The following is a 24168-nucleotide window of genomic DNA, read 5'->3' as shown; positions in this document are numbered from 1 at the left end:
TTTTAAATGGAAATCCCATCTATTTTCTCATTATTTTCAAATCATTTCCATAAAGTATGAAAAATTCAGCATGATCAATCAATAAAATTTTATAAAATCTTATCTGTACCAAAAAAGCTCGCCTCAAGCAGGCGAGCCAATGGTGTTTCATTCGATTCGATTATTTTTTGCCGTTTTTCTTCTCATTCAGCGCCACATGGGAAGCGAAATCGTGAATGAGCGTAGCTGCGAGCAGGGACGTAATGTTGGTTGGATCGTACGGCGGCAGCACTTCCACCAAATCGAAGCCGATATAGTTCAGGTCGGTCAGGCTGCGAACGATTTCCAAAGACTCGGCGCTGGAGAAGCCGCCTGCTTCAAGCGTACCTGTACCTGGAGCGAACGCTGGATCGACGAAATCGATATCGAACGTCAGGAAGACAGGCGTGTCGCCGATTTTGTTTTTGATTTCGCTCACGACATCCGCGATGCCGCGTTGGCGCAGTTCAGGGGTGGTAATGACGTTGTAGCCCAATTCATAGCTGGCATCCAAATCGCCAGGGTGGTTCAGCGTGCCGCGAATCCCGACTTGGAACACTTTATCCGGTTGGAGCAGGTTTTCCTCGTATGCGCGGATGAATGGGGAACCGTGCCAGTATTTCTCATCATAGTACGTGTCCCACGTGTCGGTATGGGAGTCGAATTGGATCATGGCAACAGGGCCGTGCACTTTAGCGGCTGCGCGCAGGCTTGCCAGCGTGACGGAGTGGTCGCCGCCCAGACCGATCGGGATAATCCCTTTTTGCATCAATTCGAGCATCGCAGCTTCGATGCGCTCGTAGCTGCGGTGGATGTTGTGCGGAATCACCGGCACGTCGCCGACATCGATCGCATTGGTATCGTCGAACGGATACACCTTGTGGATCGGATGATACGGGAACAACGTCATCGAAGCCTGACGGATCGCTTGCGGCGCGAAACGGGCACCGACGCGGAAGGAAGCGGCGGTATCGAACGGCATCCCGATGATTGCAACTTTTGCATTTTCATTGGCTGCCGGCAAGCGCATAAACGAACCGGTTGTGCAAAATTCTGGTTTTACGTCTGGTGTCAAAGGATATTTCATGGGAAGTTCCTCCTGGAATTGTTGGATTTGTTGGGTTGGTTTTTCACGTTGAAGGCTTTCCCGGTTTTATAAGATCATCGACAGCAAAACTGCGATTAAGAACAGTTTCAAGTTCATTTCAGACTAACCCCTACCTTTTGATGAAAGTATGGCTGTATGCTTTACCTCTTAGCAAAAACGATACCAACTGTAAGGAAAGCGATTTTTACCCGCTTTTGCATCGTTTTTACCCATGAATGAATTGATTATGCACCAATGCATCGATTCTTCTAACTAATATTAGTTAGGTAATGGGTGTTAGCGTTTCCAAGCAATCGATGCTAAAATCAATTCACTTGATTTGTATTTTACCACAAAATGTGATCGGAAAGGTGGAATGTATAAAGATGGCAGAAGCCGCCAGTAAAGGGAAGGTACGCTTGACCGAAGGGCCGATCGGAAAAACGCTGTTCTTTTTTGCCCTCCCCGTCTTGTTCGGCAACGTCCTGCAATCGCTCAACGGCTCGATCAACTCGATCTGGGTAGGGAAGTTCCTCGGAGAGACCGCGTTGGCCGCGACGTCCAATGCGAACAATATCATGTTTTTTCTGCTCAGCTCCATTTTCGGGATCGGCATGGCCACAACGATTTTGGTAGGACAAAATATTGGAGCGGGCAACATGGGAGAAGCGAAGCGGGTCGTAGGGACGAGTGCGGTGTTTTTTTGTTCGCTGTCGATTTTCATCGGTTTGATCGGCTTTTTGTTTTCCGCCGACATCTTGCAATGGATGAATACGCCGCCCGATGCCATTCCGCTTGCGATTGCCTACACGCGCATCATTTTTGCCGGTGTCCCGTTTTTGTTCGTGTATAACTTCATCATGATGATTTTGCGCGGGTCGGGCGATTCGAAAACACCGTTTTATTTCCTGCTCATTTCGGTGGTTCTCGATATCGTGCTGAATCCGCTGCTGATTTTCGGGATTGGCCCGTTTCCGGAGATGGGCATTTCCGGATCGGCGTTCTCCACGCTCATCGCCCAATTCGTCAGCCTGATTTTGCTCGTCGTCTATCTGTACAAGACGAATTACTTCCTGTTATTGCGGAAAGGCGAATACCATCTGCTGCGCTTCGACCGCGACATCATCGCGGCTTTGATCAAAAAGGGACTGCCGATGGGGTTCCAGATGATCGTCGTCTCATCGAGCGGGCTGGCCTTGATCAATCTGGTCAATACGTTCGGCTCGGATGCCACAGCTGCATTTGGGGCCGCGACGCAGCTGTCCAACTACATCCAGATGCCAGCGATGGCGATCGGCGCAGCCGCGTCCTCGATGGCGGCGCAAAACATCGGGGCAGGGAAGTGGGAGCGCGTGACGCGCACGGCCATGACGGGCATTTTGTTCAATTTCGTCATGTCCGGGCTATTGGCCGCGCTCATCTATGTGTTCAACCGCGAGGCGCTGTCGCTGTTTCTTCCTACAGAGGGAGATGCGATCACGATCGGCATGCATATCAACCGGCTGACCCTTTGGGCGTTCGTGCTGTTCGGGATCAACTTCGTCCTGGCGGGTGTCATCCGTTCGACCGGTGCCGTCATGGTGCCGCTCCTCGTCACGTTTATCGCGCTGTGGGTCATCCGCATCCCGATGTCCTACTATTTGGCAAGCATGTATGGTCTGGATGCGGTCTGGTGGAGTTTTCCCGTCAGCTTCTCCATCGCGGTCATTTTGACGGTGCTCTACTATATGTTCGGCAATTGGAAAAAAGCGAAGATGATGTCATAACATAAGCACGAACAAAAAAGAAACCAGCCGCTCATGGCTGGTTTTTATTATCTTTTGGGAGAGGAGATGATGATTCGCAAGTCAAAAACGGACTACGATCGAACGATCAAGAGCGGTTTGGTGGTCCGGTGAATCATTTTGTACACCGTGCTGCCGACCAGCAAATCGGTAAGACCGCTCGTGCCGTGATACCCGAGCGCAACCAGGTCGATGTGCTCCTGCTCGGCGACTTCCTTGATCCGCAGGGATGGATCGCCGATCGCCACCTTCGTGGTGTAGGTGACGCCGGATGTGCGAAAGAGCGGCTCGTATGCGGCGATAATGCGTTCGCCGCTGGTCAAGAGCTTCTCGTGAATGTCCTCGCTAAGCTCTTCCGCGTGAGGGAGCGAGTAGCCGACAGCCGTGAACAGCACGAATTCCGCGCCGGTCTTTTTGCCCAGCTGGATGGCCGCTTCGGCTGCATAGCGGGCGTGATCGGAACCGTCCACCGCAATCAGGATGCGTTTTGGCGCATGGACAGACTCGGTTTCTTCCGGGACGAGGATGATGGGAACCGGCAGATGGTGCAGCAAAGGATAGCCGATGCTGCCGAGCATCCAGCCGGCGACACGGCCGTAGCCGTGCGTGCCCATCACAATCATGTCGTGCTCTTGGGCCCAGTTGCCGATCGCCTCATGCGTAATGCCGACCTCATAGTTCATGGTATAAGGCACGCGGGAATTTTCAACCAGCTCCAAAGACGGCTGGAGGTGTTCCATCGCGTCCTCTTTTTGATAACGGGTGAATTGCTCAGGATCGATGAACGTCACGGTTTTTCCCGGCGGCAGCGGCGAAAGCACGTGCAAGAGGGTAAGGGACGCATCGGCTTTGTCAGCGGCGATCGCGGTCGCCAGGCGGACGGCCTGCTGCGAACGCTCGCTTGCGTCGATTGGGACCAAGAGCTTCGTCATGATAAGTTCCTCCTAAACGGAAATATGGTGATTAACGTACGATCAATACCGAGCATTTGGCATGGTGCAGCACTTTGGCGCTCACGCTGCCCAAAAGCACAGAGGAGACGAGTCCATGGCCAACGCTTCCGACCACGATCAGATCGCACGCTTTCGCTTCGGCTTCATTGCAAATTTCTTCCGCTGCACCGCCGAGAATGTTGCGGTACGCGACGCGCGATTTGTCCTCGAATTGCGCCCATGCCTGATAGGAAGGCGTTTCTTCCGGCGAGAGCACGTCTTGCGGCTGCGGGATGACGGCAGCCGGATAGCCGGCGATGACGGGAACGAATGGCTGGAACACGTGCACGAACGTAATTTTGGCTTCCGGCAGCGCTTCGTGTGTTTTCTTTGCCCATTCGACTGCCTTTTGGGAAGTTTCGGAACCATCTACTGCAACTAAAATATTGGTAAACATGAGTGACCTCCTGTTTTGATTGTCATTGGCTTTCTGATGCATCTTCAGTATAGCAAAGGGGGGGATGGCTGTATGTCGGGGAGAACCCTGAAAATGGGGGGGGTTTTTCCCTGATCTTTGCCATGGAAAGCCACTGACTCGTCCGAGAAGTCGCAACCGTTTTAACTTACTGTCTTGACTTTGGAAGAAAGATGGGAATTAATGAGGGGAGGATAGCGCCGTCCATTTCTACCATTTCTACAGAGAAAAGAGGAGACAAGCCATGGAATTGCAAGAAAAGCTGGAGCGGATCGCGCGGGAAATGCCGGGGACGTTCGGGGTTGCCGTCAAGCATCTGGAGACGGGCGAAGAAGCGTCCTTGTTGGGGGATGAGCTGTTTCAGCTGGCGAGCGTTTTCAAAATCCCGATCCTGGCGACATTGTATCGGGATGTGGAGGAAGGGCGTCTGTCGCTTGGCCAGCGGGTGAAGCTGCAGGCGGACGAGCGTGTGCCAGGCTCGGGCGTGTTGCAGGAGCTGGACCCCGGCGCCGAGGTGACGATCAAAGACTTGGCGATGCTGATGATCATCGTCAGCGACAACTATGGAACCGATCAGGTGCTCAAGCATGTGGGGATCGAGCGCGTCAATCGCTTCATGAACGAGCTTGGCCTCGTGAAAACCAACATCCGGCACGATTGCTGGCGTCTGCTGACGATCTGTACGGGACTCGATTTGCCCGCGCCGACGGCTGAAGGATACGAGGAATATATGCGGCGCGAGGATGCCGATCAATTCGACGAGGCCCATCCGATTCTTGAGCCGCGGCCGGAGAATAACGTATCGACCCCGCAGGAGATCAACCGCCTGCTGGAGATGATCGCGAAGAAGCAGTTGATTTCCGAAGCGGCCTGCGACGGGATGCTGAACATTCTCAAGCGTCAGCAATTTACCAGCCGGATTCCGAACCTGCTTCCCGGACAAGCGCGAGCCGCACACAAGACAGGGACGATCGGCAGCTGCGTCAACGACGCCGGAATCGTCTACATGCCGCATGGAAAAGGCGCATTTGCCATCACGGTGCTGTCCCGCGACAACGAAAGCACCAACCAGGGCGCACAAACGATCGCTCGTCTGTCCCGCGCCGCCTACGATCACTTCATGGGCATGGAATCGTAAAGCGAAAACGAAAGAAGCCGGTGCGCGTGCATCGGCCTCTTTCGTTTTCTATAAGGTCTGCAACTTTTTTTCAGAAATCCCCGTATATCCACTACAGCCCACGGCCGCTTACCGAACCGCTTTCGCCCGCCCCGCCAGCTCGACGAACGATGCCGCAATCCGCAGCATGTTATCATCGTGCAGCCACATTCGCTCCGGATGCCACTGGATGCCGACAATCGTGGCATCGTCGTTTTCAATCGCTTCAATGACGCCGTCCGGTGCAACGGCCGTGACGCGCAAGCCTGGCGCCGGCTCTTTGACCGACTGGTGGTGGGACGTATTGACCAGCACGTCATCTTTGCCAAGCGCATCCCTGACAAAGCCGGGAGCAAGCGAAACGCTGTGCGCCGCATACAGCCTGGAGCCTTTTTGCCCGTGCTGGAGCGCGTGGGGAATTTGCGACGGGATGTCTTGCACGAGAGTTCCGCCGAGCGCCACATTGATGATCTGCATCCCGCGGCAGATGCCCAGCATCGGCTTTTTCAACTCGCGGGCGATGCGGATCAGCGCAAGCTCCGCCAGATCGCGCTCGTAATCGACCTCGCCTAAGCCCGGCAGCGGCTGTTCGCCGTAGAGATGGGGAGCCGGGTCTTCCCCGCCGGTAAAAATCAGTCCGTCCAGCGCTTCCACCATCGCTTGCAAGGGAGCGTTCGGCTGATGCAGGAGCGGCAGCAGCAACGGCGTTCCGCCGGAGCGCACCACGCCGTCGATGTAGCTGTTGCTTACATAAAAGTTCGGTTCGTGCGGGTTTTTGGCAAAAAATTGTTTGGGACAGGCAATGCCGATGATAGGCGGCATGTTCTCACCTCGTTTGTCAGTTGGAAGAATGTACGATCAGTATGGAAGATCTCAGACGGAAAGGGAACAAAAAACGTATAGAAGATTTACATAAGGTGTATTGAGGAATTCAATTTGTCATGATTCTTTTCCTTGCAGTACGATGTGTACGAGCAAAAAAAGAAAGAGATGCAAAACGATGAATCCGTACAGGGGGAAGCTTGCGATGAAAAAGAAGTTGATCCGTTGCATGAGCATGTTCGTATTGCTGGGAGGAATGTTGGCGGGCTGTAGCAGCAACGATGCCGCCGCACCAGCGCAGCCGGCACAGCCGCAAACGCAAGGAAACGCAGGAAGTACCGATGCCGGCAGCAAAGCACCGCAGATTTTGCACCTGAATGTAGAAGAACCATCATCGCTTGATACCGTTTCAGCGGACGAGGCGAATTCCGGCATTTTGATTCGCGAGCTGTTTGACGGGCTGACACGTTTCGATGAAGACGGGAATGCCGTCAAATCGTTGGCAGAGGACATCAAGGTGTCCGATGACCAGCTGGTGTACACCTTTACGCTGCGCGATTCGAAATGGACGAATGGCGATCCGGTGACTGCCGAGGATTTCGCCTATTCCTGGATGCGCAATCTCGATCCGAAAAACGCTTCTCCCAATGCATACTCTCTCTTTGATGTGAAAAATGCCAAGGCTTACTATTCGGGCAAAGCCAAGGCGGAGGATGTCGGCATCAAGGCGCTGGACGCCAAGACACTGTAGGTGACGCTGGAGCATCCGACATCGTATTTCTTAGCGTTGACCCCATTTTTCACCCCGGTCAACAAAAAGGCGGTGGAAGCCAATCCGCAGACATGGTGGAAAGATCCTTCGACATTCGTCAGCAACGGGGCGTTCAAGCTCGATACGTGGGAGCACAAGAGCAAGCTGGTGCTGGCCAAAAACGACACCTACTGGGATAAGGATTCCGTCAAGCTCGATAAAATCGAATTCTCCATGGTGGCCGACACGAATACCGAGCTGGAAATGTTCAACCATGGCGATCTGGATTGGGCGGGCGGGCCGCTCAGTTCGCTTCCGGCCGATGCGATTCCGGTTCTTAAGGAAGAAGGCAAGCTGAAATCCAAAATGAAGGCGGCCAACTACTACATCAAGTTCCAGACCGAGAAAGCGCCGTTCACCAATGAAAAGATCCGCAAAGCGTTTGCCTATGCGATCAACCGCCAGGAGCTGACCGACAACGTGACCCAGGCGGGACAGACCCCGCTTTTGGGATTCGTGCCGCAATCGATGGCGCTCAAGCCGGAGGGCTATTTCAAGGACAATGATGCCGAGCAAGCGAAAGCGCTGCTTGCAGAAGGCATGAAAGAGCTGGGCGTGACTGCCTTGCCGACCGTCACTTTCATGTATAATACGTCCGACATGAACAAAAAGATCGCCGAAGCGCTGCAGGCCCAATGGAAAAAAACGCTGAACGTCGACGTGAAGCTGGAAAACTACGAGACAAAAGTCTTTTTGCAAAACCAGGAAGGCGAAAACTACATGTTCTCCCGCTCAAGCTGGGTAGCTGATTACAACGACCCGATCAACTTTCTGGAAAAATTCACGGAAAAAGAAAGCTCGAGCAACAACACGCGCTGGTTCAACCAGAAGTATACCGATCTGGTGGAGGGAGCACGCGTCGAAAAGGATGCAGCCAAGCGCAAGCAAATGTACACGGAGGCGGAAACGATCCTCATGGATGCGATGCCGGTCACGCCGCTTTACACGAATGTGAACGCATGGGTGCAAAACGACAAGCTCAAAGGCGTCATCGTCGATGCGCTGGGGTACGTCGATTTCCGATTCGCCTATAAAGAATAGAAGAGATAGAACCATGGGAGGATGGAAGTATGAGTGAGAACATCGCTTATTTCAATGACCGCTTTATCCCGGTCGATCAAGCGGTCGTGCCGATCGAGGAGCGCGGCCTGCAGCTGGGGGACGGCGTCTATGAGGTGCTGTGCATCTACAACGGCGTGCCGTTTACACTGAAGGAGCATCTGGATCGACTGGAACAATCGGCAAACGCGATCGAGATCGATCTGCCGCAAAGCAAGGAGAAGCTGGCCGAGCTGGCCTGGGAAGGCATTCGCAAGGCAGGCATTGAAAACGGCACCTTGTACATGCAGATCACACGCGGAACAGCGCCGCGCAACCATCTGATCCCGCATAACATCACGCCGAACCTGTATTTGGTCTGGAAGCACGGCGCGCCTGATTTTTCCAAATACAAAGCAGAGGGTGCAGCTGTTTTCACGGTGGCAGACGAGCGCTGGAAAAATTGCTACATCAAATCGATCAACCTGCTGCCGAATTTGCTCGCGAAGGAACAGGCGAAGCGAAAAGGCGGCCAGGAAGCGCTGCTGGTGCAAGGCGAGTGGGCAAAGGAAGGGTCATCGTCCAACTTGTTCATCGTGAAAAACGGACACTTCAAGACGCCACAGGCCGATCACTCGATCTTGAAGGGAATTACCCGCCAAAAGCTGATCGCTTTGCTGGAGGAAAATCAGATTGAGGTGAGCGAGCAGCCGATTTCGCTTGCAGAAGTGCTTGCAGCGGACGAAGTCTTCATGACCAGCACCACGATGGAAGTGCTGCCGGTCGTCTCGATCGACGGCAAACAGATCGGGGAAGGCAAGCCGGGGGAATACTTCCGCAAGCTGACAACATGGTTCCGCGAGCTGGTCGCGCAGGAATGCGAACCAGGCACGATCAAAACCGTATAAAGAAACGGCGAGGGAAAGCCTTGCCGCAGGCTGTCGAGCATGCTCGGCAGCCTTTTTACCATGTAACGAAATCGGCGGCGAAACCGTCAGACTATCGATGAAGTGATCAGGATGACCGGTTAAACGGATGTGTGGAGGGATCGTTATGACGTTCAAAAAATCAATCCTGCTGTTGGCAGCGCTGAGCTTGTTCACCGCCATTCCGGCATCGGCAGCTTCGCCGATTGTCGAGAAGATGAAGAAAGCGGACCAGCAGAGGATGCAAGCGGAACAAAATGAGGAATGCGGCATGGGATGCCGGGCGAGCAGAGAGATGTATATAGGGATCGGCCCGGCGTTTTATGAAATGCATCTGAAAAACGATCAGCTGACCCCGGAGCAGCTCTACATCTTGGGCAAGGTGAAGGAACTCATCCAAAAAGAAGCGGACGTCGTCGATCTGTACGAGGCAGGCGAGCGAATGCCGTACAACAAAGTCCGCGATGAGGTGCAGGCGACAATGCTCGATATGCTGACCTATACGGCCAAGATGAAAGAGGTTTCCGCGAACGATGTAAAGGTGCTGACCTACGCTGCTGCCAAAGCGCGCGCGCTTTACGCGAATTCATCATGGCAGGAGAGTTGGGTAGTCGACCGTGACACCGCGTACCTATACGCCTATATGGACGGCGTCATCGCAGTGCTCGATCGGTTTATGCAAGATTTGCCCAAGTTTGTTGACTATATCCCGGGAGGCAGCTTCTCCGAGTACAGCTGGGCGAACTCGGTTGCCATGCCGGCAATTGCGGAATTCACCAAGTCGATGGAGCCGAATTACCACGATACGGCGCAAGAGCTGTACGATACGTACGCCAGAAAAAGCTTGAATCTGGTCTTGGCTGATACTGGCTTGAACCTAGAGTACAAAATGAGGAGTGCGACGGTAATATATAACGCATACAAAACCCAGCTGGGCACGTCGTACAAAAACAATTTGACGGCCGCTACCCAGGAAGCGCTTCTCACCATGCTCAAGCAAAACAATGCGGCAGTGAAGGATAATGAGCGATATTACCAGGATTACGCGATGACGATTGAGATCATCGATGCCTTTGCCAGCCAGAAGGAAATTACGGCGGCAGCCAAAAAGCAGCTGCGTCTGCAATGGTACCAATCGTTCATGGCTGGGCTGGATAAGCTGGACATCAGTATCTACAAAGGCGATTTTTATTGGTATGTCAACTATTTAGCCTCCAACGACCTCAAAGCCTTCGCACAGGCTCAGCCAGCGGAGATGAAAAAGCTGGCCGCAAAGCTTTTGGCGAAAGTGAAAACGGAGAAAAATCCGAAAGATCCAGCGGCGTATAAAAAGACAATTGCGTTGTTGACCAAGTTGAGCCGGTAATGCGATGAGCGTGCACGGTTTGAAGCCTCTCTTTCATAGAACGAATACATCGAAAGCCATCTGGCGAGCGGATTTCCGCTTTGCGAGATGGCTTTTGTTTTGGTAAGGAAAACAGTGGAAAAAGGAATGGAAGTTCAGTAAAATAATTTTTATCAAAAGAATTGAATTAATTATCTGAAAATACAAAGCGAGGCGTATGACATTGCCAAACGCCTGACAAGGAGGAGACAACAATGATTGTTTTCAAAAGACTGAATGCATGCACGCTGGACGAAGCGGTGCTCGCGTACAATCGTGGGTATGAGGGGTACTTTTTTGACCAATCGAAGACCGCTGACAGCCTCGCGCACAAAATCGGCAAAGAAGAGCTTTCTCCCAGCCATTCCATCGTCGCGTTTTGCGATGGGGAGCCGGTGGGCATCGTGCTGAACGGAATTTGGCGGCGGGACGGCAAAAAGATTGCCTGGAACGGGGGCACAGGTGTTGCGCCCGCTTTTCGCGGAAACGGCGTCGGCCGTGCGCTGCTGGCAGAAACGCTCGCCATTTATCGTGAAGCAGGCGTTGAGCAAGCGGCGCTGGTCGCGATCAAAGAGAACGATGCGGCGATTGCCCTCTATGAAAAAGCAGGCTATCGGGTTGCGGGGCAGTCGATCTTTTTGGAGAGCCAGTCAGCGTTGTCTCCTTTTCAGGAGAAATCGGCGGAGGGCTATGCGGTGGACCAGGCGAGCGTGCAAGACGTGTATGGGCTGGCGTTTTGGCCGAAACCGATCTGGGACATCCAGTGGCAAACCATCGAGAACAGGGAGGCGCTCGTGGTCCGGGACGAAAATGGGCAAGCGATCGGCTACGCCTTGTACCGGCGGCTGTATGACGAGCAGGGGCAGCCTGCCACCACGCTTTTGTTTCACTGTGCAGCCGATCCCATGCGGCATGACGCAGAGGCGATCATCCGCTGCGCATTGTCTCATGCGTTCGCTCCGCTTGACGCGTGCTTCCACCGCTTGACGGTCAATTATCCTGCGAACGACGAGCAGGTGCTCGCGGTTTTGCGGGAGGCGGGGTTTGGCAAAATGGCGGAGCAGGTGTTTATGGTGCGGGAGATGGCCGATTTTTGACGGATAGGTACATAAACCGCTCGCATACCGACAAAAATAAGGAAAAATTCAGCACAGATTTTCCACAAGATTTCCATATTGCTCTAAGCAAATTCAAAGAATCGAAGCCTACACTAGGACTGTCCACGGTACAACCACACAATCTTGAAAGGGTGAAAGACATGTTTCGCAAGTCAAAATCAGGTATGGTCATGAGTGCTGTTGCCGCAGTACTCAGCATCGGAAGCATCGGCAGTGCTTTCGCCGCGACATCAACCACCACCCAAACGGCGACAGCGCACAAAGTTGTGATGAATGGTTGGAAAGCCGAAAAAGGCGTGCACGCTGGCAAACTCGACAATGCCCAGCTGCTGGCATTGCTGAAGCTGGATGCCGATCAGCTCAAGGAGCAGCTCAAGGCGGGCAAATCGCTCGCAGATGTGGCGAGCGCGCAAGGTGTCGCCACGGATGAGGTTGTCAAACTGCTCACCGCCGAGCGCACCAAAGCGCTGGATGAAGCGGTCGCAAGCGGCAAGCTGACACAGGAAAAAGCGGATCAAGCAAAAGAAAAGCTTTCCGATAAAATCGAGAAAATGGTAGTGAGCAAGCATGATGGCGTCCAGCTTGGCGATCATGGTCATGGAAGAGGTTTCAGCAAAGGGTTCGTGAACAACGCCGAGCTGCTGGCTCTATTGAAGCTCGATGCGAATCAGTTGCACGAGCAGTTGAAAGCGGGCAAGTCGCTTGCTGAAATCGCGCAGGCGCAAGGCGTCTCCACGGACGCGCTCACCAGCCTGCTTGCCAAACAGCGCGATCAGAAGCTGGCGGAAGCTGTGAAGAACGGCAAGCTGACGATTGAGCAGGCCGATCGGATCAAGGCAAACTCAGCCCAGCGAATCAAGCAATTCATTGAGAGCAAGCACGATGGCCGCATGCACGGCAAAGGTTTCGGCCTGCGCAACAATGCGGAGCTGCTGGCATTGCTGAAGCTGGATGCCGACCAATTGAAGGAACAGCTGAAGGCGGGCAAATCGCTGGCGGAAGTCGCACAGGCACAAGGCGTTACCAAAGATGACGTCGTCAAGCTCTTGATCGCCCAGCGCACGAAAACGCTGGATGAGGCAGTCGCAAGCGGTGAACTGACACAGGAAAAAGCGAATCAAATCAAGTCGGAGCTGGCTGACCGCATCAACCGGTTTGTGGAGAAGAAGTTCGATCGTAAGGACGGCCGCAAGAAGGAGATGCAGAAGGCCAGCACGCAGGAATAGCAGGATGCGAACCGTAACCGAGTAAAGAAACGGCAGGCAAAAAAGAGCAAGCAGGCGGGTGTGTGCTGATTACCTAGTCCTGCTTCCTTTTTGTTCTATTCTCAAATCTGGTTCTAAAGATGGAGTGCTTTACTAGAAGGAAAAACGCGTATTTGAAAAAATGGGGAGGAAGCCAGCTTGAGTCCGAGCAAAATGAAAGTGGTGGCTGTGTGCGTCACAATTCTTGCGGTGTTATCGGGGTGCTCCGGCAAGCAGCAAGCTGCGGGAGGAAGAACAGGACAAGCGCAGCGGGCGGTGCCTGTCGAGGTGAAGAAGGTGAACAATGAAGATTTTGCTATGGGCGTCACACTGAGCGGACGTCTGGAAGCGAGCCAGCGGGTCGATGTGAATCCCAAGGCTTCGGGGCGGATTCAGCAAATTTTGGTCAAAATCGGCGATCAGGTGAAGGCGGGGCAGCCGCTCATCACCCTTGAAGGGGAAGAGCTGAACATCCAGCTGCAGCGTTCCGAGGCAGCCTATATGGCAGCAAAGGCGAAGTATAACGCTTCGACCGAAGGGACGCCGGCAGAAACGATCGCCCAAACCCAAAACTCGCTCACAGACGCGCAGCGAAAAGCGGATGCGGCAAAAACGGACCTTGACCGCACGCAAAAATTGTTCAAGGAAGGCGCAGTGTCCACCGCTGATGTGGAGAAAGCCAAATTGGCCTACAACAGCGCCGTGACCGCCCTGGATAACATGGTCCAGAAGCTCAAGGAAGACAAGAAAGGCCCGACTCAATCATCGCTCGACTCCGCAGCGGCGGCGTTGAAGCAGGCCGAGGCGGATTATGCGCTCGCCAAATACAACTACGGCAACCGGACGATCACGGCGCCCATTGACGGAATCGTCGGAAATTTGCCGGTGTCGATCGGCAATACGGTTGGCACCAATACGGTCGTCGCCCAAATCGTCAACTTGCAAAGCATGAAAGTGAATGCGCAAGTCAGTGAAACGCAAGTGGGACTTTTACATAATGATCAGGCAGTGGAAGTCAAAATCCCCGCGATTAATACAACGGTGAAGGGCACCATCTCATCGGTCAGCCCGATCGCGGACAGCAGCAAGATGTATCCGGTGGAAATCGCGGTGAACAATGCCGATTTGCGCGCGAAAGACGGAATGGTCGCCTCGCTCGACATCGCCGGCCAGAAGCGCAAGGCGATGGTCGTGCCGCGCGAAGCGGTCATGATGAAGGAACAGAAATATTTCGTCTACGTGGTGGACGGGGAAAAAGCCAAGCAGGTTACCATCCAGGCGGGAGATTCGGACGGCAAGCAGATGGAGGTTCTCTCGGGCCTTACGGAAGGCCAGGAAGTCGTGGTCAAAGGGCAAAATACGCTCGCGGACGGCACAGCCGTGGTCGTCATCGATCCCAATCAGCCGGAAAAGTCGACGGAGAAAGAAAAATCGGGCAAAAAAGGACAGCAAGGGGCATCGGGCAATGGTGAATCCCAAGGCTGGAAAAAAGGCTAGGTGAAGCGCGATGCATATCTCTGATTTTGCCATTCGCCGTCCCGTCACGATCATGATGGCTGTGCTCATCGCCATTATTTTGGGGATCATGTCCCTGGAGCGAATCCCGATCGATCTGTATCCGAAAATTGAAATCCCGACGGTAGCGGTCTCTGCCAGTTATGCCGGGGTCGGTCCCGAGGAGATGACCAATCTGGTCACCAAGCCGCTGGAGCAAGCTGTCTCGACGGTGGCCGGCGTCAAGTCGGTTCGTTCCACATCACGCGAAGGCTCCTCACAGGTAATTGTGGAGTTCGATTATGGCGCCGATCTCGATCAGGCGGTTGCGGACATTACGCAAAAGGTGGAGCGGGCCAAACGCCAGCTGCCGGACGATCTGGAGTCGCCGACCGTCACCCGCTTTGATCCGAACAGCGCGCCGGTTTTGACGCTGGCGATCTCTGCTGATATGGGAGCGGACCAGCTGAAGTCGACGGTGGTCGACCAGATGGTTCCGTTTTTGGAGCGAGTCAATGGCGTCGCATCGGTGACGGTATCCGGCGGACTGGACCGCGAAATCCGCATCCAGGTCGACAAAAGCAAAATGGAGCAATTCGGCCTGACGCTGGCGGACATCAACCAGCAGCTGAAAAACCAAAACCTCGACGCTGCCGGCGGCAACGTGACCGAGGGCGGCGTAACCTATACCGTCCGTTCGATCGGCAAGTTCGCCTCGGTCGATGACATCCGCAACGTATCCATTCCGCTGAAAGGCGACGGGAAGATTTTTCTCAAGGATGTTGCGGTCGTACAGGAAGGGTACAAGGAAGTATCTGTTGAAAACAAACTGGATGGCAAGCCATCGGTTGCCGTGACGATCATGAAGCAGTCCGGCACGAATACGGTGGCGGTAGCGGACGGTGTACACGCGGAACTTGCGCAGCTGAAGTCCGAGATGCCGGTTCATTTCAATGTCTTGAGCATCTCCGACCAATCCCAGTTCATCCGCTCCTCCATCTCGACGCTGGAGCACGATATGCTGATCGGCGGGCTTCTGGCGATTTTGATCATCTGGTTTTTCTTAAAAAGCATCAGCAATACGCTGATCATCTCGACAGCGATTCCGATCTCGGTCATCGGGACGTTCACGCTGATGTATTTCTCCAACATGTCGATCAACACGATGAGCCTCGGCGGCTTGACGTTGGGGATCGGGATGATTGTCGACGATGCGATCGTCGTATTGGAGAATATCCACCGGCAGCGGGAGCTGGGCATGCCGATCCGCGAAGCCGCTGTCAGAGGGACGCGCGAGGTGGCGATGCCGGTCATCGCGGCGACGATCACGACGGTCGCGGTGTTTTTCCCGATCGTTTTCGTCGAAGGCGTGACCGCGCAGCTGTTTAAAGATTTGGGCGTGACCGTATCCTTCTCGCTTTTGGCGTCGCTCGTCGTGTCGCTGACCGTCACCCCGATGCTTGCGGTGAAATGGTCGCGAAAGCGGCTGAAGGCGCCGGTCAAGGCGGAGCATCAGGAAGGGAAAGGCACGCAGGCTTATCGAAGAATGCTTTCGTGGTCATTGGGCCATCGTAAAACTGTGGTAATGATTGGATTGGCGACGTTGGTCGCGGGTGTAGGTCTCGTGCCGCTGATCGGCTCCGAGTTCATTCCGCAATCTGATCAAGGCCAGGTGAATATCTCCATTTCGCTGCCAAACGGCGCGACATTGGAGCAGACGCGGGATGTGATGAATCAGACGCATGCGATGATCGCCAAGATTCCCGAGGTCAAAACCGTGTATTCCAGCCTCGGCAGCGGCAATGCGACGCGTCCCGGCAACAACGCACAAAGCTCGCAAGGCTCCTTTCTCCTTTTGCTGAAAGGCAAGAATGAGCGGCAGCGCTCGACAGCCCAGATCGTCGAAGAGGTCCGGCAAAAGCTGAACCGGTTCCCAGGCGCGCGTCTGCGGGTCAGCGAGGCGGGCGGCGCTTCTCTCCCCGGACTTGGCGGTGGCGGCGGACAAGGCGGGGGCGGTGGCAATGCGCCGATCTCCTATGCGCTGCGCGGCAACGATGAGACTACGTTGCGCGAGCTTGCCGAACGGCTGACGAATGCGATCAGCGACGTGGACGGCGTTCGCGAGGCGGACAATACGCTCGAAGACTCGCGCCCGGAAATCCAGGTGGTGCTGGACCGGGTGCGCGCGGCAGAGCTTGGCGTGACACAGTCGCTCTTGTCGTCCACCATCCAGACCGCTTTGCGCGATACGGTTGCGACGAAATATGAGACAGGCGGAACAGAGGTCGATGTCACCGTTTCCTATGAAAAAGACCACGACACCAATATGCAGGACATCGAAAACTTGCTGATGACGACGAGCAAAGGCGAGAAGGTTCAGGTCAAGGATGTGGCCAAAGTGTCGATTGAAGACGGGCCGCTCTCGATCTCCCGATACAACCAGGCGCGGATCGTCAATGTGACCGCGATGCTGGCACCGGGCAAAGACCTCGGCAGCGTCACGCAGGGGATCAACAAGGTGGTTGAGTCGTTCCCGCTTCCGCCTGGCTATGTCATCGAGCAGCAGGGGCAAAACCGGCAGCTGCAAGAATCGACGAATGGCATGATCATGGCCTTTTTGCTGGCGATTTTGCTGGTGTACATGATTTTGGCCGCCCAGTTTGAGTCGCTGGTCTATCCGCTGTCGATCATGCTGTCTGTGCCGCTGTCGTTCTTTGGGGCCAGCTTCAGCTTGTGGATTACCGGTCGCTCGCTCAGCGTCCCCGCTTACATCGGGATCATTTTGCTCGCGGGGATTGTGGTTCGCAACGCGATCGTGCTGATCGACTTTACGAATATTTTGCGGCGGGAAGAAGGCTTGGCTCGCAAGGAAGCGATCTTGCGGGCGGCATCGATCCGTTTGCGTCCGATTTTGATGACGACGCTTTGTACCGTGCTGGGGCTGTTCCCACTCGCGCTTGGCCTCGGCGAAGGCGGCGAAAGCCAGGCACCGATGGCGACGGTCGTGATCGGCGGATTGACGTTTTCCACGCTCTTGACACTTGTCGTCATTCCGGTTGTGTATTCCATTTTAGATGACATCGCAATTCGACTCAGCCGGGTTGCGCGAATTCCATTTTTGACACGAAAGAGGGAGACATATGCGGATTCTCGCAGTGGAGGATGATCGTCATCTTCTGGCGGCAGTGAGCAGTGTGCTGCAGGAGGAAGGCTATCAGGTCGACAGAGCCGAGCGAGGCGATGAAGGCTTCTATTTGGCGGAGCGCGGCATTTATGATTTGCTGGTGCTCGATATCATGCTGCCGGGCATGGACGGCTTGACCATCGTCAAAAAGCTGAGGAGCAAGGGTGTGTCTACGCCGGTGCTGTTTCTGACGGCAAAGGACAGCGTGGACGCACGCGTCCAGGGCCTTGACGCCGGGGCGGACGACTACCTGGTCAAACCGTTCGCGGTCGAAGAGCTGCTGGCGCGGACACGGGCCTTATTGCGCCGCAACGGCAAAATCAGCACCGAGGGCGAACTGACCTACGGCCCGATCACGCTGAAAGTGAACGAATACGACGGGTATGTCGGCGAGACGCCGATGAAGCTGACCAGCAAAGAGTTCGAGCTGCTGAAATATTTGCTGCATAACAAAGAGCAGATTCTCACGCGGCAGCAAATTTTCGACCGCGTCTGGGGCATCGATTCCGAGGCCAATTACGGCGTCGTCGATCTGTATGTGCATTATTTGCGCAAAAAAATGAGCGATTTCGGTTGCGACAACCTGATTGGGACTGTGCGCAACGTCGGCTATATCCTTAAAGGGAAAAAAGAGAATGTTTAAGAAAACCCAGAATCGCCTCGTGATCCTCAACGTCATCGTATTCATGGTGCTCTTGTACGGGTTGGGGAGCGCGCTCTACTTTTCCATGCAATACAATCTGTACTCACAGGTGGACAGGGAGCTGCAGCGGGCCGTTTTTCAGATGAACCAGGGGCCTGCGCCGCAAGGGCCGATGCCGTCCGCTCCGCTGTCCCACCTCAAGCTGGAACGCAAGCGCTTCGGTGACGTCGACCGGCGCATCGTCTTCCTGTTTTGGGGGCCGCACGATCAGTTTTTGGCCAAAGCCTTCGGCGAAATGATCGAAAACGACGACATCCCCAAGTTCAAACCGGAAGACAATGAGCTTGGGATCACAACGAAGGTGATCGACGGGCAGCCTTACCGCATCTGCACGATCATGGCCAACCGGGTCATCTTTACGGAAGGACAGCTGCAAAAGGTCGAAAAGGTCCAGCTGGTCTACAATCTGGAGCCCGAGCAAAAAATGCTCGACCTTCTCTTGTACGTGCTCGGCATCGGCGGGTTTGTCAGCATCATCATCGCCATCGTCACCGGACGGTTTTTGGCCAAGCGCGCCTTGGTGCCGATCCAGCAGTCGTGGGAAAAGCAGCAGCAATTCATCGCGGACGCCTCGCATGAGCTTCGCACGCCATTATCCGTCATCCGTCTCAATCTGGAGCGGCTGTTCCGCAACCCCGACCATACGATTGAAGAGGAAAGCGAGACCATTTCGGCCAGCATGCAGGAAACAAAGCGTTTGACCAAGCTGGTGACCGACCTGTTGACATTGGCCCGCTCCGATTCCAACGAGCTGCAAATTTTGAAGCAGCGCGTGCGGCTGGATGAGATCGTGCAAAAAAGCATTCGCACCTTCTCGCAGCTGGCCGAGCTTAAGGAAATCACCATGAAGCGCGATGTGGAGGAGCCGCTCGAAATCATGGGCGACGAGGAACGCCTTCAGCAGCTGATGGTCATCTTGCTGGACAATGCGTTGAAATATACCCAGGAAACCGGACAGATCACCGTCAGCTGCAAACGCGAGGGCAACTGGATTACGATCATCGTCAGCGACACCGGCATCGGCATCTCGCAGGAAGAGCTTGGCTTTGTGTTCGACCGATTTTTCCGCGGCGATAAAATGCGCTCCCGCGCCGAAGAGGGAACCGGACTCGGCCTCTCCATCGCCAAATGGATCGTGGAAGCTCACGAAGGCAAAATCCGCGTGGAAAGCAAGGAAGGCGCCGGAACCAGCTTTACGATCACGCTGCCGGCGAAGAGTTGAGGGGAGAGTAAGAAGACAATATAGGGAAGGGCGAGTATGCAAAGAGGTGTTTGCCGGTTACCTCAATGTGATTCTCGTCCTTTTTTGTTTACTCCTCTCGATTCGTATATTTTTGCGAATACTGGATGTGACGGGGAACATTTTGCTTTGCTGACCGATTTTGGGCTGCAGGAGGATCTTGATCATGCTCCTGTTATAGGTGTGTTCCCTATGAATCTTGATGCAACAAGAAACGTACGAATTGTTGCAAGAAATATTCGGGACTTTCTTTGGTTGCAGCTAAACCATGAGATGTTGTTAGTTTCCGATTTTGATAATGAAGAAGAATATGCAGAGCATTGTAAAAAAGAATCAGAGGATAAAAGCACTGACTACTTTGACCATGGATTATGGCTTGAACAAAAAGAGCTTGTCAAGAAAAGCGCTCAGGATCGGTTCAATTTCCCTGAAATCATACATCCATATCGGTATATTCAAGAAATTAGAGCGGAAAGGAGCAAAAAAGTTGTTTTGCGCACAAGAGATACGCTTGGCATTCTTCCACTGCAAAATAACATTGGAGTGAATCCTCATCCTTGGGCTCAAAGAAGAGGACTGCCTGGTGATCTGTCCAATCAGTTGGAATCATTTTTCGAATCGGCATTGTTAGAAACGAAACTTGCATTCATCCGTGACTATCAAGCTGAATGTACGCAGGATTCTAATTCTTTACTGATGATATGTGAGGAACTGGAACGAAACGAATTTCATAGAGAAGCAAAAATGATAAGGGCTTGCATGGATATTTAACTTTGTTTTCGAGCCTTAGGTCGCCGCTGTTTCATGTGTGAAGCCGCTGTAGACAGCGCTTGAAAAATTTGGAGCAAGGAAACGCGCGAAATTGCTGCAACTCTTCGGCAGAAACCTGCGTCGAAAAGTACGTCGCGTACGATCCAAACCACTACGATGTTGATGGAGGTATTTCCTTGCAAAACAATCATGCACTTTCCACAAAAGCGTTTAAAAAAGTGATAGCCGGAGCGGTGCTCGCTTCAACCTTGGCAGTTTCGAACACAGGCATGGCAGCAAACGCACTCCCGCTATCTGATATTGCGCAAAATGCGAACAAAGATGCCATCCTGAAACTGAATTATGCAGGTGTGCTGAAAGGCTATACGGATGGAACGTTTAAACCGCAAAAAGAAGTAACCCGCGCTGAATTTGCCAAAATTGCCGTACTCGCGATGGGGTATACGGATGAGCAAGTGAAACTCAGCCAAGGTGCGACCATGTTCAAAGATTTGCCGCGGGATCACTGGGCATCCGGTTATATCAATCTGGCCGTTTCCAAAGGAATCATCAAAGGCTATCCGGACGGCACCTTTAAACCAAACAATACCGTTAACGTGGCGGAAGCAGTAACGGTTTTCGTACAAGGCTTGAAAATCGACGTAACGCCTGCGAAATCGGCACAGTGGTACCTGCCGTATTTGCTGGAAGCGAACAAGGTCGGGATTTATGACACGACAACCGCTCCAACTACGGCTGCCAAGCGTGATCTGGTAGCAGCGTTCACCGATCGTTTCATGGAGACGTCTGTCTATGCAAACGGCGCTTACTATGACAAAGACGGTAATGCGACCGGAACCATCCAGAAGCTTTCGGTCGTCAAAGGGGCGGTTGCCGCTTACGACAAGTCTGCCAATACCTTGAAGATCGTAGGTCAGGACAAAGAAGTGGCGATCGCGTCGAACGCGCAAGTATTCGGCAACATCGTGGTTGGCGCACAAGTCGAGTATGTCGTGAAAAACGGAAAAGCAGCCTTCCTGAACGTGGTGACGGCGGATGCCCGCATCATGGAGGGCGTTATCAAAACGGGTCTCAACTTCACGACAGCAGTCGGGGACGAAAGAAAATTCAAAGCGATCGTAAACGGGAAAGAAACCGTGCTTGAGGTGGAGAGCGGCGTCAAAGTGACGAGTTCGCAAATCGGGCAAAAGTTCGTAGCGGTCCTGGATGAAGACGGCAAAGTGTCGTCCATCACCATCTCGCAAAACGAGGCATCGGGAATCGTGAAAAAAACCTCGACGGTAAGCGGAACGAATCCAAAACAAGAGATTGTTGTGGATAACGAGACGTATCAGCTCGCAAGCGATGCAACGATCAAGGTGAAAGACCACCCGCTTGCAGATGAAAAAGCAGGTACATTCGCTGACATTGAAAAAGGCGATCTCGTGAAGCTGACGCTGAATGTAGATGGCAAGGTATCCGCAGTGACGTATACCAAACTGAGCGTTACCGAACCGATTCACATTGATACGAATGACAACTTGATCAGCTTTGGTGATTATGAATACGATGTACTCGAGGATACAAAGCTGTACGTGGATGAGGATGAAGTATCGGAATTGGGCGACTTGAAAGATGGCAGCATCGCGATTCTGACGTTTGATCAGGATGGAAATGTGAGCAAAATCGAACAGGGTACCGGTGTCACCACCAATCAAGTAGTCGACAGTTCAACGGCATATGTCGCAGGCAGCCCGGCAACGCCCGCTACAATCAAGGTAGCCGGAACCACCTATCGCATTCCTGCTTCAGCCAAGCTGACGATCGATGGCCAGAGCGTATCCGCTACCACTCTGAAAGCGGATCAGCTTGCCGGCTACCGCATCACGACTTGGAAATACAATCTGGGTACCAATGAAATTGTTGAACTGACTGCGGAAAAGCAGACCGTAACCGGATATGTGACCGCGATCTCGGGTAAAAAAGTAACGATCAACAACAAGGTGTATGAGCTGCTGTCAGGCGTAACAATCGATGCTGATGCCGACACGAATGACAAAGAGTATACGCTGACACTGAACAACAGTGGCAAAGTGAAGGCAATCGCAAGCGACGTGCAAACCGTCAGCGGTGTCGTCGATACCGTGGAAGTGAAAGGCGAAAACGGTTCGATCACATCCGCACAAATCGCAGTAAACGGGAAAGTTTACGATGTGAGCGAGACCGCCTCGCTGACAGGAATCGATCAGTTCGAATACGCAACGCTTACGCTAAACCGTGATGGCGAAGTGGTTGATGTAGCTGCAAAAGGCAAAATGACCGTGGACAACGCATCTTTTGTCGGTATCGAATCGCGTGTGAATGGCGATAAATACGTATTTTACAACAACACGTCAACCAGCCTCAAGCTGGACCCGAATGCGAAAGTGAAATACTACAACGGGTCTGATTTGCCAGAAAAAGATGTAACAAGCACAGATCATGTGAATTTGTGGACCAACGACGAAGGGAATGTTTACCTGATTGTCGTTACGAAACGATAGGAGTCCATGCAGACAAGCGTCCGGGTTGACCGGGCGCTTTTTTACTCTTTGATCATGACCGACGGAGTAGCTGTCCGCACGAAAATGAGACCATCAAAAGCTTTTGCTGGAGCCATCTGCAACGTATGCAGCTTTTCAAAGCTTCCATACAAGCTGCTGAAGTCTGCACCGATTGCACTGATGGGCTGAACCCGATTTACATATGCGCTGAAATTTTCATCTTTTCTTGCCTTGGCAAAGTCAAGGAATCCATCCTTCATGTTCGTTTGTGCAAAAAGAACAGCGAGCCGTTCGTTCCCGCTATTTTTTACAGTAAACTCCTTTCGTTCACCGGTAGCAGCGTCATTTGCAAGGAAGGAGCTTTCGTAAAATTCGCTTCCGATCGCGTAATAGTGGTCCGCAAAGGCTTTGGCGAGATACGCGCCCATGCAGGTTTTCATTCCAATGGATGTGGAAGTTTTTTCAATGTGTCCATTATGTCCTGTTATGAAAATGTTTTTACGACCGTAATGTTTCTGTTCAAAAGATAAAATCCATTTCACGTTTTCCGCCATAAAGAAATCACGGGCATTGCTATAATTCGCATTTGAACCGCGCAGTGTAGCATTTTGCCTGATTGCCTCGGCATAGGCTAGAGCCAGCTCATATTCTTTTTCAGTGCTTTTTGCGGTATAAACGGATTTGTTTTCTTTCATCCGAACCATCAAGTTTTTCAGATGGGAGAGTGCAGATTGTACGGTGGCCAGCTTTTGATCATACACTGTTTTATCATTCAGATTCGTTAGAGCAATCTCATACGTGAAGGCAAGTGTCGGATCAACCTTTTTTACATAAGAGAATAGCCCATTTTTGTTATTGTCATAGCGTTGCATGTCAAAGCCATAAAAATGAATTTGATCGTTTGCATTCCGCTGTTCATTAAAGGAGCGCATCCAGGATAGTAGGGCTGCCATGTCTTCCGTATTGTAAATCGTAAATCCGATTGACTTTGCAGCAGCTTGCGCCGTTCCGCTGCCGCCTAAAATATAGTCATTGACCTTTTGTCCTCCGCCGAAATCACCTTCGATAGCAAATACGCGAAATCCTTGCTTTTCCACCAGATGTTTAAAAATCGCTAACTTTAGCGTAGTGAATTGCTTGTTACCATGCGTAGCTTCTCCGAATCCGATGATGGTTTTTGCAGGAAGCTCCATTTCAGAGACAGGAACAAGGGTGGCTTCCAATGACTGTTGCAACGTTTTGGTTGATGTAGCCTGGAAACCTGTCAATATACTCATCATGATCAGCAGGCTTATTGCGGTCAGGAAACTTTTTTTCATATCTTTCTCCTTGCGTTGTGGTTATGATTACCATTTCCGTTAGTATACTTCTTTCTGTTGTCGATGCGACAGTTACAAGTTCTCCCCCCGTCTTACCAGGCACGATGAATGGTACAATGTAAATAGGGTAGAAATGAATA

At 52.8% G+C, this 24168-nt stretch carries 17 protein-coding genes and 1 pseudogene; 13 read left to right on the top strand and 5 right to left on the bottom strand.

The features are described 5' to 3' along the window. Positions 1 to 160: 160 nt before the first annotated feature. Complete coding sequence (gene speB, locus ACTID9_RS22470) at positions 161 to 1105, bottom strand: agmatinase (RefSeq protein WP_441067090.1); 945 nt, start codon at positions 1103 to 1105, stop codon at positions 161 to 163. 386 nt (positions 1106 to 1491) lie between these two features. On the opposite strand from speB, the gene ACTID9_RS22465 reads away from it, so the two are divergent. Beyond that, complete coding sequence (locus tag ACTID9_RS22465) at positions 1492 to 2871, top strand: MATE family efflux transporter (protein WP_441067089.1); 1380 nt, start codon at positions 1492 to 1494, stop codon at positions 2869 to 2871. Positions 2872 to 2963: 92 nt separating this feature from the next. On the opposite strand, the gene ACTID9_RS22460 is transcribed toward ACTID9_RS22465, so the two are convergent. Then, positions 2964 to 3821, bottom strand: a complete 858-nt coding sequence (locus ACTID9_RS22460) for a universal stress protein (RefSeq protein WP_441067088.1) — start codon at positions 3819 to 3821, stop codon at positions 2964 to 2966. A 31-nt stretch (positions 3822 to 3852) separates the two neighbouring features. Beyond that, positions 3853 to 4278, bottom strand: coding sequence for a universal stress protein (locus ACTID9_RS22455; RefSeq protein ID WP_441067087.1), 426 nt, complete (start codon positions 4276 to 4278; stop codon positions 3853 to 3855). Positions 4279 to 4540: 262 nt separating this feature from the next. Here ACTID9_RS22455 and ACTID9_RS22450 point away from each other — a divergent pair, with 262 nt between their 5' ends. Beyond that, positions 4541 to 5434 carry a serine hydrolase gene (locus ACTID9_RS22450; RefSeq protein WP_441067086.1) on the top strand — a complete coding sequence of 298 codons (894 nt, stop codon included), beginning with the start codon at positions 4541 to 4543 and terminating at the stop codon, positions 5432 to 5434. A 108-nt stretch (positions 5435 to 5542) separates the two neighbouring features. Here ACTID9_RS22450 and ACTID9_RS22445 read toward each other — a convergent pair whose 3' ends face one another. Beyond that, a complete protein-coding gene (locus ACTID9_RS22445) occupies positions 5543 to 6274 on the bottom strand; it encodes a gamma-glutamyl-gamma-aminobutyrate hydrolase family protein (protein ID WP_441067085.1) in 732 nt (243 codons plus the stop codon). 142 nt (positions 6275 to 6416) lie between these two features. Here ACTID9_RS22445 and ACTID9_RS22440 point away from each other — a divergent pair. From ACTID9_RS22440 to ACTID9_RS22390, 11 genes and pseudogenes are all read left to right on the top strand, one after another. Then, positions 6417 to 8126: pseudogene (locus ACTID9_RS22440) on the top strand (peptide ABC transporter substrate-binding protein). A 29-nt stretch (positions 8127 to 8155) separates the two neighbouring features. Continuing rightward, on the top strand, positions 8156 to 9031 hold the full coding sequence (gene dat / locus ACTID9_RS22435; RefSeq protein ID WP_441067084.1) for a D-amino-acid transaminase: 876 nt from the start codon (positions 8156 to 8158) through the stop codon (positions 9029 to 9031). 145 nt (positions 9032 to 9176) lie between these two features. After that, positions 9177 to 10415, top strand: a complete 1239-nt coding sequence (locus ACTID9_RS22430; RefSeq protein WP_441067083.1) for a hypothetical protein — start codon at positions 9177 to 9179, stop codon at positions 10413 to 10415. A gap of 233 nt (positions 10416 to 10648) precedes the next feature. Then, positions 10649 to 11530 (top strand): GNAT family N-acetyltransferase, encoded by an 882-nt coding sequence (locus tag ACTID9_RS22425; RefSeq protein WP_441067082.1) that lies wholly within the window; start codon positions 10649 to 10651, stop codon positions 11528 to 11530. Positions 11531 to 11691: 161 nt separating this feature from the next. Beyond that, positions 11692 to 12777, top strand: a complete 1086-nt coding sequence (locus ACTID9_RS22420) for a hypothetical protein (RefSeq protein WP_441067081.1) — start codon at positions 11692 to 11694, stop codon at positions 12775 to 12777. 177 nt (positions 12778 to 12954) lie between these two features. After that, a complete protein-coding gene (locus ACTID9_RS22415; RefSeq protein WP_441067080.1) occupies positions 12955 to 14292 on the top strand; it encodes an efflux RND transporter periplasmic adaptor subunit in 1338 nt (445 codons plus the stop codon). A 10-nt stretch (positions 14293 to 14302) separates the two neighbouring features. Continuing rightward, positions 14303 to 17455 (top strand): efflux RND transporter permease subunit, encoded by a 3153-nt coding sequence (locus ACTID9_RS22410; protein WP_441067079.1) that lies wholly within the window; start codon positions 14303 to 14305, stop codon positions 17453 to 17455. Continuing rightward, positions 17430 to 18116: a response regulator transcription factor gene (locus ACTID9_RS22405; RefSeq protein ID WP_122918739.1), complete on the top strand. Its 687-nt coding sequence runs from the start codon at positions 17430 to 17432 to the stop codon at positions 18114 to 18116. Before ACTID9_RS22410 ends, ACTID9_RS22405 begins: the two co-directional genes overlap by 26 nt. Further along, a complete protein-coding gene (locus ACTID9_RS22400; protein ID WP_441067078.1) occupies positions 18109 to 19398 on the top strand; it encodes a sensor histidine kinase in 1290 nt (429 codons plus the stop codon). The genes ACTID9_RS22405 and ACTID9_RS22400 overlap by 8 nt, the downstream gene beginning before the upstream one ends. 36 nt (positions 19399 to 19434) lie before the next feature. Further along, on the top strand, positions 19435 to 20187 hold the full coding sequence (locus ACTID9_RS22395) for a hypothetical protein (RefSeq protein WP_441067077.1): 753 nt from the start codon (positions 19435 to 19437) through the stop codon (positions 20185 to 20187). 176 nt (positions 20188 to 20363) lie between these two features. Further along, entirely contained in the window at positions 20364 to 22709 is a 2346-nt protein-coding gene (locus ACTID9_RS22390) for an S-layer homology domain-containing protein (protein ID WP_441067076.1), read from the top strand. 41 nt (positions 22710 to 22750) lie between these two features. On the opposite strand, the gene ACTID9_RS22385 is transcribed toward ACTID9_RS22390, so the two are convergent. Then, positions 22751 to 24028 carry an erythromycin esterase family protein gene (locus ACTID9_RS22385; RefSeq protein ID WP_441067075.1) on the bottom strand — a complete coding sequence of 426 codons (1278 nt, stop codon included), beginning with the start codon at positions 24026 to 24028 and terminating at the stop codon, positions 22751 to 22753. Positions 24029 to 24168: the final 140 nt, after the last annotated feature.

Origin of the sequence: Brevibacillus fluminis (assembly GCF_052072235.1) — a bacterium.
Lineage (GTDB): Bacteria > Bacillota > Bacilli > Brevibacillales > Brevibacillaceae > Brevibacillus_D > Brevibacillus_D fluminis_A.
Note: the sequence above shows the minus strand (reverse complement) of the source record. Positions and strands in the feature narration are given on the sequence as shown.